The organism is Hymenobacter sp. BRD128 (assembly GCF_013256625.1).
In the GTDB taxonomy this organism is placed as follows: Bacteria; Bacteroidota; Bacteroidia; order Cytophagales; family Hymenobacteraceae; genus Hymenobacter.
This window is the reverse complement of sequence record NZ_CP053908.1, coordinates 2848638-2866639: the sequence shown is the minus strand read 5'-3', so window position 1 is coordinate 2866639 and position 18002 is coordinate 2848638. Positions and strand designations below refer to the sequence as shown.

At 62.1% G+C, this 18002-nt stretch carries 14 protein-coding genes, 1 tRNA gene and 1 pseudogene; 8 read left to right on the top strand and 8 right to left on the bottom strand.

Annotated features, from left to right (window positions below; genetic code table 11):
- Window positions 1-18 precede the first annotated feature (18 nt).
- Window positions 19-91 (bottom strand) — tRNA-Gln (locus GKZ68_RS12740).
- 232 nt (window positions 92-323) lie between these two features.
- On the opposite strand from GKZ68_RS12740, the gene atpD reads away from it, so the two are divergent.
- From atpD to GKZ68_RS12720, 4 genes are all read left to right on the top strand, one after another.
- Window positions 324-1826 (top strand): F0F1 ATP synthase subunit beta, encoded by a 1503-nt coding sequence (atpD, locus tag GKZ68_RS12735; RefSeq protein ID WP_173115349.1) that lies wholly within the window; start codon window positions 324-326, stop codon window positions 1824-1826.
- A gap of 114 nt (window positions 1827-1940) precedes the next feature.
- Window positions 1941-2183 (top strand): ATP synthase F1 subunit epsilon, encoded by a 243-nt coding sequence (gene atpC, locus GKZ68_RS12730; RefSeq protein ID WP_173118407.1) that lies wholly within the window; start codon window positions 1941-1943, stop codon window positions 2181-2183.
- A gap of 150 nt (window positions 2184-2333) precedes the next feature.
- Window positions 2334-3458 carry an AI-2E family transporter gene (locus tag GKZ68_RS12725; protein WP_173115346.1) on the top strand — a complete coding sequence of 375 codons (1125 nt, stop codon included), beginning with the start codon at window positions 2334-2336 and terminating at the stop codon, window positions 3456-3458.
- Window positions 3459-3494: 36 nt separating this feature from the next.
- Window positions 3495-4646, top strand: coding sequence for a PLP-dependent aspartate aminotransferase family protein (locus GKZ68_RS12720; protein ID WP_173115343.1), 1152 nt, complete (start codon window positions 3495-3497; stop codon window positions 4644-4646).
- A gap of 1 nt (window position 4647) precedes the next feature.
- On the opposite strand, the gene GKZ68_RS12715 is transcribed toward GKZ68_RS12720, so the two are convergent.
- Window positions 4648-5247, bottom strand: coding sequence for a hypothetical protein (locus tag GKZ68_RS12715; RefSeq protein WP_173115340.1), 600 nt, complete (start codon window positions 5245-5247; stop codon window positions 4648-4650).
- 232 nt (window positions 5248-5479) lie between these two features.
- Between GKZ68_RS12715 and GKZ68_RS12710 the strand changes: the two genes are divergently transcribed.
- Window positions 5480-6805 (top strand): leucine-rich repeat-containing protein kinase family protein, encoded by a 1326-nt coding sequence (locus GKZ68_RS12710; protein ID WP_173115337.1) that lies wholly within the window; start codon window positions 5480-5482, stop codon window positions 6803-6805.
- Here the strand turns inward: GKZ68_RS12710 and GKZ68_RS12705 are convergent.
- On the bottom strand, window positions 6802-7848 hold the full coding sequence (locus GKZ68_RS12705; protein ID WP_173115334.1) for a two-component regulator propeller domain-containing protein: 1047 nt from the start codon (window positions 7846-7848) through the stop codon (window positions 6802-6804). The genes GKZ68_RS12710 and GKZ68_RS12705 overlap by 4 nt on opposite strands.
- A 201-nt stretch (window positions 7849-8049) precedes the next feature.
- On the opposite strand from GKZ68_RS12705, the gene GKZ68_RS22420 reads away from it, so the two are divergent.
- Complete coding sequence (locus GKZ68_RS22420) at window positions 8050-10113, top strand: alkaline phosphatase (protein WP_173115332.1); 2064 nt, start codon at window positions 8050-8052, stop codon at window positions 10111-10113.
- 143 nt (window positions 10114-10256) lie between these two features.
- Here GKZ68_RS22420 and GKZ68_RS12695 read toward each other — a convergent pair.
- From GKZ68_RS12695 to GKZ68_RS12685, 3 genes and pseudogenes are all read right to left on the bottom strand, one after another.
- Window positions 10257-11341: pseudogene (locus GKZ68_RS12695) on the bottom strand (DegT/DnrJ/EryC1/StrS family aminotransferase).
- Between the two features lie 211 nt (window positions 11342-11552).
- The gene (locus GKZ68_RS12690; RefSeq protein WP_173115328.1) at window positions 11553-12146 is read right to left on the bottom strand and encodes a NeuD/PglB/VioB family sugar acetyltransferase; all 594 of its coding nucleotides are present in this window, start codon (window positions 12144-12146) and stop codon (window positions 11553-11555) included.
- A gap of 136 nt (window positions 12147-12282) precedes the next feature.
- Window positions 12283-13599, bottom strand: coding sequence for an ammonium transporter (locus GKZ68_RS12685; RefSeq protein WP_173115325.1), 1317 nt, complete (start codon window positions 13597-13599; stop codon window positions 12283-12285).
- Between the two features lie 257 nt (window positions 13600-13856).
- On the opposite strand from GKZ68_RS12685, the gene GKZ68_RS12680 reads away from it, so the two are divergent.
- A complete protein-coding gene (locus tag GKZ68_RS12680; protein WP_173115322.1) occupies window positions 13857-14105 on the top strand; it encodes a hypothetical protein in 249 nt (82 codons plus the stop codon).
- A 68-nt stretch (window positions 14106-14173) separates the two neighbouring features.
- Here GKZ68_RS12680 and GKZ68_RS12675 read toward each other — a convergent pair whose 3' ends face one another.
- Together GKZ68_RS12675 and GKZ68_RS12670 are read right to left on the bottom strand one after the other, a co-directional pair.
- Window positions 14174-14449: a hypothetical protein gene (locus GKZ68_RS12675; RefSeq protein ID WP_173115319.1), complete on the bottom strand. Its 276-nt coding sequence runs from the start codon at window positions 14447-14449 to the stop codon at window positions 14174-14176.
- A 129-nt stretch (window positions 14450-14578) separates the two neighbouring features.
- The gene (locus GKZ68_RS12670) at window positions 14579-15826 is read right to left on the bottom strand and encodes an S-adenosylmethionine:tRNA ribosyltransferase-isomerase (RefSeq protein WP_173115316.1); all 1248 of its coding nucleotides are present in this window, start codon (window positions 15824-15826) and stop codon (window positions 14579-14581) included.
- Window positions 15827-15890: 64 nt separating this feature from the next.
- Between GKZ68_RS12670 and GKZ68_RS12665 the strand changes: the two genes are divergently transcribed.
- On the top strand, window positions 15891-17963 hold the full coding sequence (locus GKZ68_RS12665; RefSeq protein ID WP_173115313.1) for a peptidylprolyl isomerase: 2073 nt from the start codon (window positions 15891-15893) through the stop codon (window positions 17961-17963).
- Window positions 17964-18002: the final 39 nt, after the last annotated feature.

Genomic DNA, 18002 nt, shown 5'->3' with positions numbered 1-18002 from the left:
TGTCGAGCAGTGTCGAAGTTGTCCGACCAGGGCTCGAACCTGGACTTTCTTGAATCAAAATCAAGCGTGTTGCCAGTTACACCATCGGACAAGTTCCCGGGTGGCGGGGTGCCGTTCGGGGCTGCAAAGGTACTACGAGAATAATACGAGGCAAGAGGCAGGGTAAAAATTTTTCAAAAAAGTGCGTGGGCTGGGTCCGCAGGGCGCTTTCACCGTGGCTAGGGTGGGGGCCGCGTTCATTCGGGCTTCAGCTTTGAAAAGAGGGGTTTGAATCGTACTTTTGCACCCTCAAAAGGATACTAAACTTCATAAAGTAAAACCAAATGGCGAATTCGGGCAAAATCACCCAGGTTATCGGCCCCGTGGTGGACGTGAGCTTCGCGGGCGAAGGCGACCTCCCCAACATCTTCGATGCGCTGGAAGTAACCAAAGACAACGGCCAGGTGGTAATGCTGGAGTGCCAGCAGCACCTGGGCGAAGACCGGGTGCGCACCATCGCCATGGACTCGACCGAAGGCCTGACCCGTGGCGCCGCCGTGCGCAGCCTGGGCCACGCCATCACCATGCCCACCGGCGACGGCGTGAAAGGCCGCCTGTTTAACGTTATTGGCCAGGCTATTGACGGTATTCCACAGCCGGTGAGCACCGGCGGCCTGCCCATTCACCGCAATGCCCCGGCGTTTGAGGAGCTAGCTACCTCGTCGGAGGTATTCTTCACCGGCATCAAAGTAATCGACCTGCTGGCTCCTTATGTAAAGGGTGGCAAGATTGGTCTGTTTGGCGGGGCCGGCGTAGGCAAAACCGTTCTGATTCAAGAGCTTATCAACAACGTGGCCAAGGCCTACTCGGGCCTGTCGGTATTTGCCGGCGTGGGCGAGCGGACCCGCGAGGGCAACGACCTGCTGCGCGAATTCATCGAGGCCAACATTATCCGCTACGGCGATGCCTTTAAGCACTCGATGGAAGAGGGCGGCTGGGACCTGAGCAAAGTGGACATGGCCGAGATGGAAAAATCGCAGGCGACCCTCGTGTTCGGCCAGATGAATGAGCCTCCCGGAGCTCGTGCTCGCGTGGCTTTGTCGGGGCTGACCATTGCCGAGAGCTTCCGCGATGGCGACGGCACTGGCGCCGGCCGCGACATCCTGTTCTTTATCGACAATATCTTCCGCTTCACGCAGGCGGGTTCGGAGGTGTCGGCTCTGCTGGGCCGTATGCCGTCGGCCGTAGGCTATCAGCCGACCCTAGCCACCGAAATGGGGGCCATGCAGGAGCGCATTACTTCGACCAAGCGCGGCTCGATTACCTCGGTGCAGGCCGTGTACGTGCCGGCCGATGACTTGACCGACCCGGCCCCGGCCAACACCTTTGCGCACCTGGACGCCACGACGGTATTGAGCCGCAAGATTGCCGAGCTCGGCATCTACCCGGCCGTGGACCCGCTCGATTCGACCTCGCGCATTCTGGACGCTACTATTCTCGGCGACGAGCACTACAACACCGCCCAGCGCGTGAAGGAGATTTTGCAGCGCTACAAAGAGCTGCAAGACATCATCGCCATCCTGGGGATGGACGAGCTTTCGGAAGAAGACAAGCAGACCGTGAACCGCGCCCGCCGCGTGCAGCGCTTCCTGTCGCAGCCGTTCTTCGTGGCCGAGCAGTTTACCGGCCTGCAAGGCGTGCTGGTTGATATTAAGGATACCATTAAGGGCTTCAACGAAATCATCGACGGCAAGTACGACCACCTGCCCGAGTCGGCCTTCAACCTGGTGGGCAACATCGAGGATGCCGTAGCCAAGGGCGAGCGCCTGATGGCTGAGGCCAAGTAAACCCGTTTGTCATGCCGACGAAGGAAGCATCTTATCACGGCTTCCTTCGTTAGCAATGCCAACCCGACGGAGCAGGCGCGATAAGATGCTTCCTTCGTCAGCATGACCGAAAAAATGCACTTAGAAATCATCACCCCCGACCGGAAAGTATATGAGGGCGAAGCCACATCGGTGCGGTTTCCGGGCACCGATGGCTCATTTGAAGTGCTCAACAACCACGCCCCGCTGATTGCCGCCCTCAAGGCCGGCGACGTGACAGTGACGGGCGCGGGCGGCGGCACGTTTCACATTAGCGGCGGCATCGTAGAAGTGCTGCGCAACAACGTGATAGTGCTCGCTGAGTCGGCTTCGGCGTAGTTATAGCTTAGAAAAATGCGGCGGCGCCCGCGCTGACTTCGGTCGGCGCGGGCGCTTTTTTTGGCCCGAAGGGCGCCGAAGGCTGGCTGTTCAGGGGAAATTTTCGTTCATCAGCTATTCATTCAATTGTTAGCCTGCTTTCTCCGCGCGATGTCGCATTCTACCGAAACCAATATTTACTCGCCGCGCCAGCGATTTGTGCTGCTGATTATCACCTTAATTGTGCTGGCGCTGCTGGCCTTGTTTGGGCTGTTGCAATACCTGACGGCTTTTCTAGGCGCTGGTATCTTATATGTAGTGCTGCGGCCGTGGTTTACGGCCCTGGTGCACAAGCGCCACTGGAACCGCACTTTGGTAACGGTGCTGCTGCTACTGTTTGCCACGGTGGTGCTGGTGATTCCCTTTTTCGCGCTTTCCTCGCTGCTCATCGACCGCGTGACGGAGCTGGCCAAGCACCCCGACCAGATTTTGGCGGCGGTGCAGAGCGTTGAGCGCAAAGTAGGCATGCAGGTGACCCAGGAAAACCAGGTGCGGCAGCTGTTGCAGCAGGGAGCCGCCCGCGTCAGCCAGTGGCTGCCGACCCTAGCCAGCAGCGTGCTCAACGTAATCGTGATAGTGGGCCTGATGCTCTTCACCATGTACTATCTTTTTATGCAGGAAGAGGCTTTTCTGGCGGGGCTGCACCGCTACCTGCCTTTCCGCGAAAAAACGATGGCCGAGCTGAGCGAGTCGCTCAAAAACAACGTGAACGCCAATGTGCTGGGGCAGGGGCTAGTTGCGCTGGTGCAGGGGCTACTCACGGGCGCTACGCTCGCCATTTTTGGCGTGCCCGATTCGCTGTTCTGGACGGTAATAGCCTTTTTTATGGCCTTTATTCCGGTGCTGGGCACGCCGCTGGTGTGGGGTCCGGCGGCCATTTATCAGTTTGCGCAGGGGCATACCAACCAAGGGATTGGGATTTTGCTGGTGGGCGTCATCGTCATTATTAATATCGACAACCTGCTGCGCATCTGGCTGGGCAAGTACATGGGCAATATCCACCCCTGGGTTACGCTGGTGGGTCTCACGCTGGGCGTCGAGATTTTCGGTATTGTGGGGCTGGTAATCGGGCCGCTGTTGCTTTCTTATTTCGTAGTGCTGATGCAGGTCTTTGCCCGCGAAAACCTGGCAATGCAACACCTCATGCCCGATACGCTCACGGCTAAAGCCGAACGCGTGGTAGAAGCCGAGAACAAGGAAAGAAGCGACGACAGCGAAATTCGGCGCACGCAGTAGGCCGGCAGCCGGCCCCGGCGCTACCTTCGCGCCACCATGGACCTGACCCCGATTCACCCGAAAGTTACCCCGATTTATCAGACCTCGGTCTTTAAATTCAGCTCGCTGGCCGAGCTGGAAGAATACTACACCGCGCCCGACCACGGCGGGCGCTACGGCTACTCGCGCTCTGAGCACCCCAATTCCGACGAGCTGGTGGCCGAGGTAGCGCGGCTCGAAGGGGCTAGCGGCGGGGGCGTGGCCACCGGCGCGGGGCTAGCCGGGCTATTGGCGGCCGTGCTGGCCGTGTGCCAGGCCGGCGACCACGTGCTGTGCCCCGCCGAACTCTATGGGGGCTCAGTGGTGCTGCTCTCCCATGAGCTGAGCCGCCTGGGTATCGAAACGAGCTACGTGCCGCTGGCCGACCTCTACGACGTAGCTAGCCACCGCCGCCCCACCACCAAGCTGGTGCTGGCCGAGGTACTCAGCAACCCGCTGCTGACAGTGCTCGATGGCCCCCGCCTGGCGCAGGCGTGCCAAGAGCAGGGTATTTTATTGCTGATTGACAGCTCGTTTACGTCGCCTATGCTGACCCAGCCATTAAGCTGGGGCGCCGATATGGTGTGGCACTCGGCTACCAAGTACCTGGCCGGCCACTCCGACGTGACGGCCGGCGTGGTGGTAGCCCGCGACCCGGCCATTGGCAAAAAACTGCGCCGCCTGGCTACCAACCTCGGCCTGATGCTGGCCCCGCTCGACAGCTGGCTAGCCGTGCGCGGCCTCAAAACCCTGCGCCTGCGCATGCGCCAGCACTCCGAAAACGCTATGACGCTGGCGCGCTTCCTGGCCGATAACCCGGCCGTGGCGCAGGTATTCTACCCTGGCCTCGAAAGCCACCCCGGCCACGACCTGGCGGCGCACCAGCTGCTGGGCGGCCTGTATGGCGGCATGCTGAGCATTCGGCTGGCCGACGATTCGGCCGCGGCCGTCGATGCGTTTATTCAAAAGACCAAGCTCTTTCCGTTAGCCCCGTCGCTGGCGGGCGTGTCGTCGTCGTGCTCGTACCCGGCCGCTACCTCGCACCGGGGGCTCACGCCGGCGCAGCGTGCGCAGCTCGGCATCACGCCCGGGGTATTGCGCCTGAGCGTGGGCATCGAGGAAGTGGCCGACCTGCTCGTGGACTTGGAACACGCGCTGGGGCAGGGCTAGCCTAGAGCTTGTTCGAAATCTGGTCAGAAAGCTGGCGGGCGGTGCGCAGGGTCTGAAACTCGCCCTGCTGCGAGCGAATCGTGAGCTTGTCGTCGAGCGTAAACGAAGGTCGCAACTGCTCGTAGCGGGCATTGAGGCTGCTGAGCACGGCGGCCGCCCGGTCCCAGTCGGCCGCTTTCCAGCCGCTGCGCTCGGCACGGACCGTTTCGATAAATTCGTTGTAGAGGCGTAGTAGCTGGGGTGCCGTAGTAGTGCCCAGCGCTACTTTCTCGCGCAAAAACGAGGATACGGCCGGGTCGCTGGCGGCGTGGACCGGGGTTGTGCTCACGGGCTCTTCGGTGCGGGCCGGGGCGCTGGCGGGGCTAGCGGTGGCCATGCCTGCCGAAGCGGCGGTGCCGGCTGGCACGTTGTAGGTGCGGGTGGTGCGCCGAATGACTTTACCCGTGGCGGGGTCGAGCTCTTCGACGGTTTCCTTCACTTCCTGCGTGGCCGGCCTGGTAGTACTGGTAGAAGACGATTTAGTAATCGTAGGCTTGGTTTGGGCGGCGGCCGCCAGGGGCACTGCTACGGCCAGGGTGGCCAACCAGGAAAAGCGTTTCATATCTGGAAAAATAGGCATTGAGGCGAAAAATAAGCCGGGGCAGAAGCCCAGCCTAGTGCGGGCTTATTCAAGAAACAGGCCAACCCTCGACTTTTCATTTGCCTTAACGGCTGACGGGGCGCAATGGTCGAAAAAGTGAGGTGCTACCGCTTCGCACCTGGGTTGCGCCCTGAGAAGAATACCTGCATCATCGGCTAGCCGGCCGGGCTGGGCTGCCGACCTTTGCTGCCGCATGCACACCCTAGCCCAACTACGCGCCGGCGAGCTAGCCGGCACGCGCCGCCTCGACCTGGCCGCCGGCCTCACCGAGTTTCCCGAAGAGATATTTACTCTGGCCGACTCGCTCGAAGTCCTCAACTTATCAGGTAATCAGCTCACTGCCTTGCCGCCCGACCTGGCCCGGCTGCATCGGCTGCAGGTTGTTTTTTGCTCCGATAATCGATTTACCAGCCTGCCGGCGGTGCTGGGCCAGTGCCCACGGCTCACGATGGTGGGCTTCAAGGCCAATAAAATTCGTGCCGTGCCGGCCGCCGCGCTGCCGCCGCGCCTGCGCTGGCTCATCCTCACCGACAATGCGCTGGAAAGCCTGCCGCCCGAAATAGGCCGGTGCGCCGACCTGCAAAAGCTGATGCTGGCGGGTAATCAGCTGCGCCGCTTGCCCGCCGAGCTAGCCCACTGCACCCGACTGGAGCTGCTGCGCATTGCGGCCAACCAGCTCACCGAACTACCCGTGTGGCTGCTGACTCTACCGCGCCTGAGCTGGCTGGCCTACGCAGGTAACCCATTCGATGCCGGGGCCGAAGCGGGCGTAGTGGCCCGGCATCCGATTGGCCGTATTGATTGGTCCGAGCTGACTATTGAGCAGCCGCTGGGTGAGGGCGCCTCGGGCGTCATTTACCGGGCTAGCTGGCAGCCCGCCAGCCAGCCAGCGAAGGAAGTGGCCGTGAAGATATTTAAGGGCGCCGTGACGAGCGACGGCCTGCCGCACAGCGAGATGGCCGCCTGCATCAGCGCCGGCCGGCATCCCAATTTGATTGCTGTGCAAGGTAAAATCAGCGAGCACCCAGCCGGGGCCGAAGGGCTGGTGCTCGACCTTATCGACCCGGCGTATGGCAACCTGGCCGGGCCGCCCAGCCTGGCGTCGTGCACCCGCGATGTGTACGCGCCCGGCACCAGCTTCACGCTGGCCGCCGCCGTGCGGCTAGCCCACGGCATTGCCTCGGCGGCGGCGCACGTGCACGCGCAGGGTATTTTGCACGGCGACCTGTACGCGCACAATATTCTGGCGGCGCCCAGCGGCGATGCGCTGCTGGGCGATTTTGGCGCGGCGAGCTTTTTTGACGTGGCCTCGCCCGAAGCCTCGCTTTTGCAGCGGCTCGAAGCACGCGCCTTTGGCTGCCTGCTCGAAGAATTGGTGGCTCATTGCCCGGCTGGCAATGCGGTGGGCCGGCTAGCCTTAGCCGACTTACAGCGACGCTGTATGCAGCCCAGGCTAGCTGAGCGGCCCTTATTTAGCGAAATTGAAAGGCAACTGGCTAGCCTGCTGGCGCAGGTTTAGAGGGTGGGAGTTGGTGCGTGTAGCAGCTGGTGCACTTCTTTCGGCGCGAGCACGCGCACGGCGTCGGCACTCACGAGCCAGAGGTTCTGCTGGGCATCGAGTTGTGCGAGTACGGGCCGGCCGGCCGGGGTAGCGACGGGCTGTAGTAGCTGCTTGGCAACAATCTGGTCGGTGCCGGTGGCTGGCGCAAAGCTGATAGCCGGGGCCGCGGGCAGCAGCAGCAGGCCCTGGGAAGTGGCAAAAAGGTGTCCTTCGCCTCGCAAGTACACTACGCCGAGAACATCGTTGCCGGGCTGGCCCAGAAATTTTACGGTGGGCAGTTCTCCCTGGCTCTCAGAATGCCCTACCCTTTCAAATACAGAAATAGCGTCCGACATAAGTACCCAGAGATTACCCGCATTATCGGGCAGCAGCTTGTTGACGATATTGTCGGGAATTTCTTGGTTGGCCACCCCTTCCTCATTGTAGCGTGTCCAGGTTGGGCCGTGCTTACGGCTCAGGCCGATGTTAGTAGCTATCCAGATTGAGCTATCGTTTGTTACGGCCCCGTCGTTAATCGACGGGGTGAGTAGTTCCTGCCTTAAGCTGCCATCGGGGTTTTGGTGAAACACGCCCTGGCCGTCGGCGCCCACCCAGAGCGCCCCTTGCTTATCAAGAAACAGCGCCGTGATATTGCCGGCCGGCGCAGCCGTGGGCAACGCCAGCGGGCGGGCGTTGAAGCGCCGGGCCCCCAGTGCCACCACTCCTTGCCGGGTGCCCAGCCAGAGCACCGTGTCGGCGGCCGCGGCACACTGCACCTGGGCAGTACTCTGGTATTTGCGCACAAATGCTTTTCCTTCAAGCTGCCACACGCCGTGAGCAGTTACTACGAAGGTTGCTTTGCCCGTGTGCAGCAGGGCCACCGGCGGCTCGTGGCCTTCGAGGGCATAGTGGGGCCGGGGGCGGGCTTGCAGGCCGGCGCCGCGTAGTCCTTGCAGCAGCAACAGCAGCACTAAAATGGAGCCCCGCAATAAGCCGCAAGCAGAGGATAGTCGGGGAAGCATGTCAAGCAATTAAACAGGGGTAGAAAGATTAGCAAAAGTAAGCCTGCTGAAAAAGGATAGCGGTTAAAAAATGGTTAAGGAATGCTGCTTAGGATTTGGTTTAATAATGAATGGGTGATGAACGGGTAATGATTTTATCATGTAAAAAGGCAAGCTTTGCGTCCTGTTTAGCGACATCCTTTCCCCCCTTTTTCATCAAATATGAACCTCAGATTTTTACTCGCTGGCAGCCTGCTGCTCACCGCCTTTGGGCCGGAAGTACACGCGCAGGCTACTAACAACAACGTCATTCTCTATATCGGCGACGGGTTTGGGCTGGCTCCCAAAACAGCTACCCGTATGGCCATGGGGCAGGGGCGCGATGGCAAGCGCTATACCACCGATGCGGGCTTTCAAATTCTTAACCTTGACAAGCTCAAGTATAATACCACGGTTACGACGCACTCCCTCAATTCCTGGATTACCGACTCGGCTCCTGGGGCGTCGGTATATGCCTGTGGTAAGCCCGGAAAGCAGGACAACGAGGTGCTTGCGCTGAACGCTTCGACCGGCGCTCCGCTCGAAACCATCCTGGAAGCGGCTAAAAAGCAGGGCTATGCAGTGGGCCTAGTAACAACTACCCGCGTGACGCACGCCACCCCGGCAGCCTTCGCCAGCCACATCTGGTACCGCGACCTGGAAGATTATATCTCCGCTCAGTACATTGCTTCGAGCGAGGCCCAGTACGAAGCAATTTTTAACAGCAGCCCCACGGCTTCTTACCAGTACCAGGCTGCCCGCGACTGGCAGCTGCCCAGCACTAAAGTCGGGGTGGAACTGGATGTATTGCTGGGTGGCGGGGCCCGCCACTTCCTCCCCAAAAATGCGGCCAGTACTTATAATGCAGTAGTGGATGCCGCCGGCAACCCGGTTATGAATGCCGCCGGCACAGCCGTGACTCTGAAAGGTACCCGTGCCGACGATGTAGACCTGGTAAAATACGCGGTTGACCAGCGCGGCTACAGCTACGTGAACAGCCGCGACGCGCTGCTAAACGTGGCCAATAACATTTCCCAGTACGGCGTGGGCGGCAAGAAGCTGCTCGGCTTGTTCAACGCCTCGCACGTCAATTACGAGCAAGACCGCCAGACCAATGCCAACTGGGAGCCCTCGCTGGCCGATATGACCAACATCGCCATTCAGGTCCTGAAAGCCAAAAGCAATGGCAAAGGCTTTTTCCTGATGGTAGAGGCCGGCCGCATCGACCACCTGGAGCACTCCAATACCGGTGGTATTTCAGTAGTAGCCGGCTCGGGTACCACCAACCAGTTTGTGGTTGACGCCGACAAGCCTACTTACGTAGGAAATGGCGACACTGGGGTAGGGGCCACGCCCACCACGCCCCGTACTGCTAACGTATACGGCTCCGACTACATGATTAAAGAAGTAATGGCGTTCGACTACGCCGTTGCCGAAGGTCGTAACCTGCTGAATACGCCTGCCAACGGCCATACGCTGCTGCTCTCGACTTCGGACCACGAGTGCGGCGGCTTTGCCGTGACAGGCCTGCACGATGAAGCCGACTTCTCGAAGAATGGCACCAAAATCCGTACCTACGCCGGGGCAATTACCAAATCTGTGCCTGCCGAGGCTGGCTATGCTACGCCAACCAACCTGGTGCGGGGTGATGGCGGTGCCAACGGTTGGTTTCCCGACTACGTGCTGACCAGCTTCCAGGGCAAGGACTATCCTACGCCTGCTTCGGCTACCGGTAAGCGCATCGTAGTTGCCTATGCTTCTAACCCGCTTACCAATGGCAACAGCACCAACCAGTCGGGCACGGCCGGCAACCACACCCCCCAGGACGTGTGGGTGGGCGCTGACGATAATACCGGTACGCATGCTGCGCAGTTTACCGGCAGAGGCTTGCTCGACAATACTTCCCTGACCCCCGTAATGGCTGATTTCTTGAAGCTGAGCACGTTTGCTACTACTCTCAACGTGCGGGGCAACCTTCCTGCTGCCACTGTCGACGCCTTCCACCTCAGCCCAGTGCCGTTCGAGAATCAGTTTCAGGTTAATTTCACCCTGCCCGCAGCGGGCTCCGTTACGGTAGAGCTATTCAACGAGATGGGCCAAAGAGTGCAGACCGTAGTAGCTGGCCAGCGCTTCGCTACCGGCGCGCACGTGCTGCCAGTCGATGGCACGCACCTGAAGCCGGGCCTCTACGTGGCCACGGTCACAATCGATGGCCAGGTAATCTCTAAGAAAACCATTAAGCTCTAAATCGTAAAAGCTTAACGGCTAGCAGGCAGAGCGTCCTGCTGAACGCAAACGGCGCATCGCTACTCGTTGAACGAGATTTGACAGCGATGCGCCGTTTGCGCTCAGCAGGACGTTTTTTATTAACGCTTGTTTATTATTTTTACTTATTCCAGGGCTTCGCGCAGGGCTTTGGCCACGCGGCGCAGCTCCTCGTCGCCCATGGCGGTGCCGCTGGGCAGGCACAGGCCCCGGGCAAACAGGTCTTCGCACACCGCGCCACCGTACATGGCCGCCCCGGCAAAAAGCGGCTGCAAGTGCAGCGGCTTCCAGAGCGGGCGGCTCTCGATGCGGCGCGTTTCGAGGTGCTGGCGGATGGTTTCGGGGGTGGCAGTGGTTTGGCTTGCGCCGTCCTTCGGTTCGGCCGGGTCGAGCAGGATGGTGGTGAGCCAGCGGTTCGACAAGCTATCGGCCGGCTCGGTGGCGGGCGCCACGGCCAGGCCGGGCAGGCTAGCCAGGTGCTCCTTGTACCAGTTAAAAATCTCGCGGCGGCGCTTCACGCGGTCGGGTAGCAGCTCCATCTGGCCCCGGCCGATGCCCGCCAGCAGGTTGCTGAGGCGGTAGTTATAACCCACCTGCGAGTGCTGGTAGTGCGGGGCCGGGTCTTTGGCCTGGCTAGCCAGGAAACGCGCCCGCTCGGCCAGGGCGCGGTCGTAAGTCACGAGCGCACCGCCGCCGCTGGTAGTCAGTATCTTATTGCCATTAAACGAGAACACGCCCACCCGCCCGAAGCCCCTAGCGGCTGGTGCTGCCACTGCGAGCCCAGCGCCTCGGCCGCGTCTTCGAGGATGGGCAGGTCAAACTCTTGAGCCAGGGCCAGAATCGCGGGCAGCCGGGCCGGCATGCCGTAGAGGTGCACCAGGAGCAGGGCTTTAGGCTTGCGGCCCAGCCGGCGGCGGTCTTCGATGGCCTCGCGCAGGCGCTGAGGGCAAATATTCCAGGTATCGGCCTCGCTATCAACGAATACCGGCGTGGCACCGCAATACAGGATGGCATTGGCCGAAGCCACGAAGGTGAACGACGGGCACAACACCTCATCGCCCGGCCCCACCCCGAGCAGCAGCAGCCCTAGGTGCAGCGCCGCGGTGCCCGAGCTTAGCGCCACGCAGTAGGGCACGCCCACGGCCGCGCAAATATCGGCCTCGAAGCCGTCCAGGTTAGGGCCAACGGGGGCTACCCAATTGTCTTCCACCGCTTTGTGCAGGTAGTTGAGCTCGTGCCGGCCCAGGTGGGGCGGGGAAAGGTAGATACGGTCCAACTTACTGGTTATGAATTAGTGGTGAGCCATTGCAAGGAGCTGTCATTGCGAGCCTGCGAAGCAATCTTTCCTTCACCTCGTTGCAGTAATACCCCTAGCGGCAAGGGAAGATTGCTTCGCAGGCTCGCAATAGCGGACGTATTGCTCATTGCTCATTGATAATTGGCTTGGCCGGCACGCCCACGGCGGTGCAGCCAGCCGGGAGGTCACGCACAACTACGGCGCCGGCCCCCACGGTGGTTTGCGCGCCTACCCGTACTTGGTGAATGACGGTGGCATTGGTGCCCAGGTACACGCCGGCCGCCAGGTGCGCGCCGCCGCCCACGTTGGCGTGGGGCATGAGCGAGCAAAAGTCTTCGAGCACCGCATCGTGGCCCACCGTGCAGCCCAGGTTGAGCAGCACAAAGCGGCCCAGCGTGATGTCGCAGGTGAGGATACAACCGCGCTGAATAAGGCAGCCCGCGCCCAGCGCCACGCGCTGGGCGGGTCGCAACGCCACTGCGGGGTGCACCAGCGGCGGAAAAGACAGCTGCGCTGAGGTGAGCCGGGCCACCACGGCCGCCCGGCTGGCGCTGCTGCCCACGGCCACGGCCACGGCCAGGGGGCTAGCCACGGCATTTAGGTCGGCCACGGTGCCGAGGTAGGGGAGGCCACCCACGGTGGGCGTGGCCGGCCGGCGGTCGTCGTAAAAGCCGCGCAGGTCCCAGGCGGCACCAGCCTCGTTGAGCTGGGTTACCAAGATGGCTATTTCGCGGCCTAGCCCCCGGCGCCCACTATCGCGAGGGGCCGGGGGGCTAGGGTTGGGTCGGCGTCGTATTCCGAAAAAAATAATTGGGTCATGGGCAGCGGGCCGCCGAGCGGGCTGCCGGGCGGTATTAGGCGGCCAGCAGGGTTTCGCCGTGCTGGCTGGTGTCGAGGCCGTGGGTTTCGTTCTCGGCATTTACCCGGATGGGCACGATAAAGTTAGTAATCCGGTACAGAAGCCACGAGCCGCCGAAGGTGAAGGCCCCCACCACAACCAGCGTGAGCAGGTGATAATACAGCAGCGTCGGACCACCGCCCGTGAAAAGGCCACCCTTCTGCGCAAAAAGCGAAGTGGCTAGCATGCCCACGATGCCGCCCACGCCGTGGCACGGAAATACGTCGAGCGTGTCGTCCAGAGTAGTACGATTTTTCAGAATAACGGCCCCGAAACTCACGCCCGAGGCCAGAATACCGATGGCAATAGCCGGCCCGTAGGCCACGTAGCCCGCCGCCGGTGTAATAGCCACCAGCCCTACCACGGCGCCCACCGCCGCGCCCATCGCCGAGGGCCGCTGGCCGCGCGCGGCCTCCAGCACCATCCACGTTAGCATGGCCGCGGCCGAGGCGAAGTGCGTGGTCACGAAGGCCTGCACAGCCTGGGCATTGGCACCCATCGCCGAGCCGGCATTGAAGCCAAACCAGCCAAACCATAGCAGACCCGTGCCGAGAATCACGAACGGAATATTGACCGGCGTGTGGGCGTGGCCGTCGAGGTGCACCCGGCGGCGACCAATGGCTAGCGCGCCCGCCAGCGCCGCAAAGCCCGCCGAAATGTGCACCACCGTGCCGCCCGCAAAGTCGAGCACACCCCACTTAAACAGGAAGCCCTGCGGGTGCCAGGCCCAGTGGGCCAGCGGGCAGTAGATGAGCAGGCTAAACAGGCAAATAAAAATCAGGTAGCCCCAGAAACGAATGCGCTCGGCAAAGCCGCCGCTGATGAGCGCCGGCGTAATAATGGCAAACTTGAGCTGAAACGCCGCAAACAGCACCAGTGGCAGCCCGGCGCCCAGCGTGGGGTGCGGCGCCGTGCCCACGTTATTAAACATAAAAAACGTGCGCGGGTCGCCGATTACCCCGCCGATATCGTCGCCGAAGGCTAGCGAAAAGCCCACCACGTACCACAGCAACGAGATGACCCCTAGCGAGATAAAGCTTTGGAGCATAGTTGAAATGATATTGCCCCTGTTCACCATGCCACCATAGAAAAAGGCTAGCCCCGGCGTCATAAGCAATACCAGAGCCGTGGAAACGAGCATCCAGGCGATGTCGGCGGTTTGCAGAGAGTTGGGAGCCGCGTCGGGATGGTGGTGGGGCAGGAAGGCGGCTAATAAAGCCAGCACTACCAATACCGCCAGCGAAGGACGAGCAAGCAGTTGTTTACGGGACATACTCGATAAAATAACGTAATGACCTCCGCGAAGATAGGGGGTAGCGCTATTTTTTATATGATTAAGTCTAAAAGACCCGTCAAAACAGGGTTTACGCGTAATTAATAAAGAATAAAATTTGATAGGAAGCTAAATTGTCAAGGCCTGGTCTGTTTTTTAGCCGAGCTTGGCTAAAGAAGTTACACAACCCTGCGGATTATCGGTAGGTATTGGGAAGCGGGCAGCTGCTTTGGCTGCTTTACTCACTCACCGCATGTATGACACACAAAGAAAAATGGCTGCTGCTAGCCCCCGGCGGGCTGATAACTATTGGCGCGGGTGCCTGCCTCATCAGCTGGGCGGCTGCCCGGAAAGAAAATGGTGCCCCACCGGCTACCTGGATTGCAGCCGGCACGGCAGCGCTGGCAGTTTTTAATGCTGGCGTCAGCATTTTTGGCCAGAGCGTAGTTGAAAGAGTGCTGCATGAGCTGCGCGAAAAGCCCACCGGCGATACGCCCGGCAACTAGGGGCGCTGCTTGACAACAAAAAAGCCCTGACCGAAGCCAGGGCTTTTTTGTTGCCAAGCAGCGTTAAGCTACTCGGTTTTGGCTTCCATTTTAGCGGTGCCGTGCTTCACTTTGGCACCCATTTTATGAGCACCACGCTTCATTTTGTAGCCAGCTTTGTGAGCTACGTTCTTGGTAGCATCAGCGGTGTTTTCGATGGCCTGGCCCACGTCGGTTTTGCCGGTTTTGGTAACTACTTTCTTGGTGCCGTTGTCACGCGTTTTTACTTCGGTAGTAGGCGTAGTTTGGGCAATGGCGGCGGTAGTAAACGCGCAGGCGGCGAGCAACAAAAATGCTTTTTTCATGACTTGAGAAGAAAGGGAAAAGGTGTTTTCGAGGCCTTGTACGGGGCAATTCGCTGCGAGTTGCCGGGGCCGCACACAAATCTTCAAAGCCCGTGCCAAATCTGTTCTAGCCCCCTGAAAGCCCGGCAGCTAGGGTAGAAGCAACGACGAATCGCCGTAGCTTAAAAACCGGTAGCCGTGGCCCAGCGCGTGGTCGTATACCCGGCGCCAGGCCGGCCCCAGCAGCGCGGCTACCAGCAGCAGCAGGGTACTTTCGGGCTGGTGAAAATTGGTAATGAGTCCCTGCGCCAGCCGGAAGCGGTAGCCCGGCGCGATGAGCAGCTGCGTGCTGGCCTCCACGGCCGCCGAGCCGGTAGCGTCAAGGTAATCAAGCAAGGCTTGTAGTGCTGCTTCGGGCGATATTTCGGATTCGGCGGGGGCTAGCGGAGCGTAGGGCTGCCACTGGTCCACGCGCAGCTCGGCGCCGGGGCCGGCCGGCTGCCGGGCCAGCGCTGCGCCCAGCCAATACAGGCTTTCGAGGGTGCGCAGGCTGGTGGTGCCCACCGCGATAACCGGGCGCGGCCGGTGCCCGAGCAGCTGGCGCAACAAGCTGGCCTGCACGATTATCGGCTCGGCGTGCATAGGATGGTCGGCCATCGTTCCGGCTTTCACGGGCTGAAACGTGCCGGCGCCCACGTGGAGGGTCACGTAGCCGCTGGCCATGCCGCGCGCGGCCAAGTCGGCCAGCACCTCGGGGGTAAAATGCAGGCCGGCGGTGGGCGCGGCCACGGCGCCCTCGTGGGCGGCGTATACGGTCTGGTAGCGCACGGCATCGGCGGCTGTATCGGCGCGGTGCAGGTAGGGCGGCAGCGGCAGGTGGCCGGCCGCCCGCAGCACTTCGGCAAAGGGCAGCGAAGTGGGCTCCCAGCTGAAATCAATCAGGCTTTCGCCGCTGGCCTCGTGGGCCTGCCGCGTGGCGGTGAGCATGGCCGGCTGGCCGGCAAAGCTGAAATGGAGCTGTACGGGTCCGCTTTTCCAGCGGCGGCCGTTGCCCACCAGGCAGCGCCAGGTGCAAGCCCCGGTTTGCTGCAAGGCCGGCTCAATGGCCCGGTGCGGGGCCACCGGCTCCAGGCAAAACAGCTCAACTACGCCGCCGGTGGGCCGCTGGGCCAGCAGCCGGGCCCGCACCACGCGCGTGTCGTTGAAAATCAGCAGACTATCGGCCGGTAGCTCGCCGGGCAGGTCACGAAATCTCTTGTCAGCAATAACGCCCTGGCGGCTCACGAGCAGCTTGCTGGCGGCGCGGTCGGGCAGGGGCTCGGGGGCAATGCGCTCGGCGGGCAGGTCGTAGTGAAAATCCTGGATGCGGAGCTGGTGCGGGTCGGGAGAACTAGACATAAAAGGCAGCTTGATGGGGCAAAGGTCGGGCCGCCCGTTACTTGCAGCCTCAACGCCGTGCTCTATGCGCCTTTCTACGTTCTTTTTGGCGGTGCTGCCGCTGCTGGCCAGCGCCGCCGCGCCGCCCGCTCACCCCTACGCCGATGCCGTGCGCCGCCGCATCGCCACCGCCCAGGACGAGCGTCAGACGGCCGCGCTGCTGCCCTTCTTGCAAAGCAAAAGCGCCACCTACCGGGCCGCCGCCGCCGAAGCGCTGGCTTCGGTGCAGGATAAGAAAGCCGTGCCTGCCCTGCTGCCGCTGCTGCGCGATGCCAGTCCCGCCGTGCGCCGCGCCGCCGCCTACGCCCTGGGGCAGACCGGCGACAGCGCGGCCGCGCCGGCCCTGGCCCAGCGCCTCGCCCAGCCCGAAACCAGCTCGCTAGCCCGCCGCGCCGCCTACGAGGCCCTGGGCCGCTGCGTCACGCGCCGCACCGTGAGCCAAATCTGGGAAATAAAGCCGCCCGGCCCCGACTCGGCCGCCGCGCCCGGCCAAGCGTGGGCGCTGTACCGGGCCAGCCTGCGCGGGCTAGCCACGCCCGAAGTGGTGCGCCGCGCCGCGTCGCTGCTGGTGCTGCCCGGCGCCCGGCTAGCCCCGGCGCGGGCCGGCGCCTCGGCCGCCCTCACCCGCATGCGCGGGCAAGACTCAACGCTGGCTAGGGCAGCACTGCCGGTTTTGGTGAAAGCAGGGGCTAGCGACCCCGATTATTTTGTGCGCGAAAACTGCGCTACGGCGCTGGGCCGGGTGGCGCGGCCGGCGGCGTTTGCCGCTTTGCTAAGAGCTAGCAAGGACCCCGACCACCGGGTGCGCATCGCGGTGCTGCGGTCATTGCCCACCAATCCTATTACGGTGATAAGTGCGGTGCGGTGGCCGGGCAAAACGGCGAACGAAGTAATTCTGCAAGTCAAAACCAACGCCGCCGACAGCCTGCGCGTACGCTGCGCCGGCCGGGCGTTGAGCGCCCCCCTGCCGCAAGAGTCGCTTACCGCCGCCGAGTGGTTTCTGAAAACCGCCCACGACACGGCCAATACCGACAATGAGGTAGACCGGCTGCGCTACGTAGCCGGCATCACATTTTCGGCAAAAAGCGCCGTGCACTGGCGCACGCGGGCCACGCTGCTGCAAGCCGCCCTGCGCCACGCTGCCGCCGAGCAGCGCCCGGCCCTGGCCGACACCATTCACCAGCGCTACCAAAAAACTGCCAACCAATACGAGCGCGCGGCCCTGCTCACGGCCCTGGGCGAAGACCCGGCGCAATTCGACTTCCTGGCTAAAGAAGCCGCGCTAACTACGGGCCCGACCATCGTGCCCGGCACGGCGCTGGCCGCGCTGGTGAGTTTGCGGGGTAATAAACGCTTTCCCGCGGCTCGGCAAACGGATTTTACTGCTGCCCTGCGCCGGGCCCTGGCCGGTGGCGACGTGGCTCAACTAGCCACCGCTGCCGAGGCGTTTGGCAACGCCGCGCTGGTACCCGCGCCCCAGGCCGAAGACCTGACCGCCCTCCGCCAGGCCCAAAGCAAGCTCACGCTGCCCCGCGAAATCGAGGCCTGGCTAGGCTTGCAGCAAGCCCTCGACAAGCTCGAAAAGAAGCCGACCCCGACGCCCGCGCCGGTGGGCCCGGCCAGCCAGCACCCCATCGACTGGGCGCTGGTACAGACTATACCGGTGGGCCAGCGCGTGCAGCTGACGACGGCTAAGGGCGTTATCACGCTCGAATTGAAGGTGGTAGAAGCGCCCGGCTCGGTAGCTAGCTTCGTGAGCTTGCTAAAACAGCACTTCTACGACGGCCTGTATTTTCACCGCGTGGTGCCCGATTTTGTGGCCCAGGGCGGCGACCCGCGCGGCGATGGCTCGGGCAGCACGCCCTACACCCTGCGCTCCGAATTTGCCCGGCTCACCTACGGGGCGGGGGCCGTGGGGCTAGCCTCGGCCGGCAAGGATACCGAGAGCTGCCAGTTCTTTTTTACCCACCAGCCCACGCCGCACCTCGACGGCCGCTATACCATTTTTGCTCAGGTGGTGCAGGGCATGAGCGTGGTGCAGCAGCTCGAAATCGGCGATAAAATGCTGCGCGTCGAGCTGCTGAAAGCGCCCCGCTAGCCTCGCTTTGGCCGTTATATTTATTTAGGCCGCACCAAT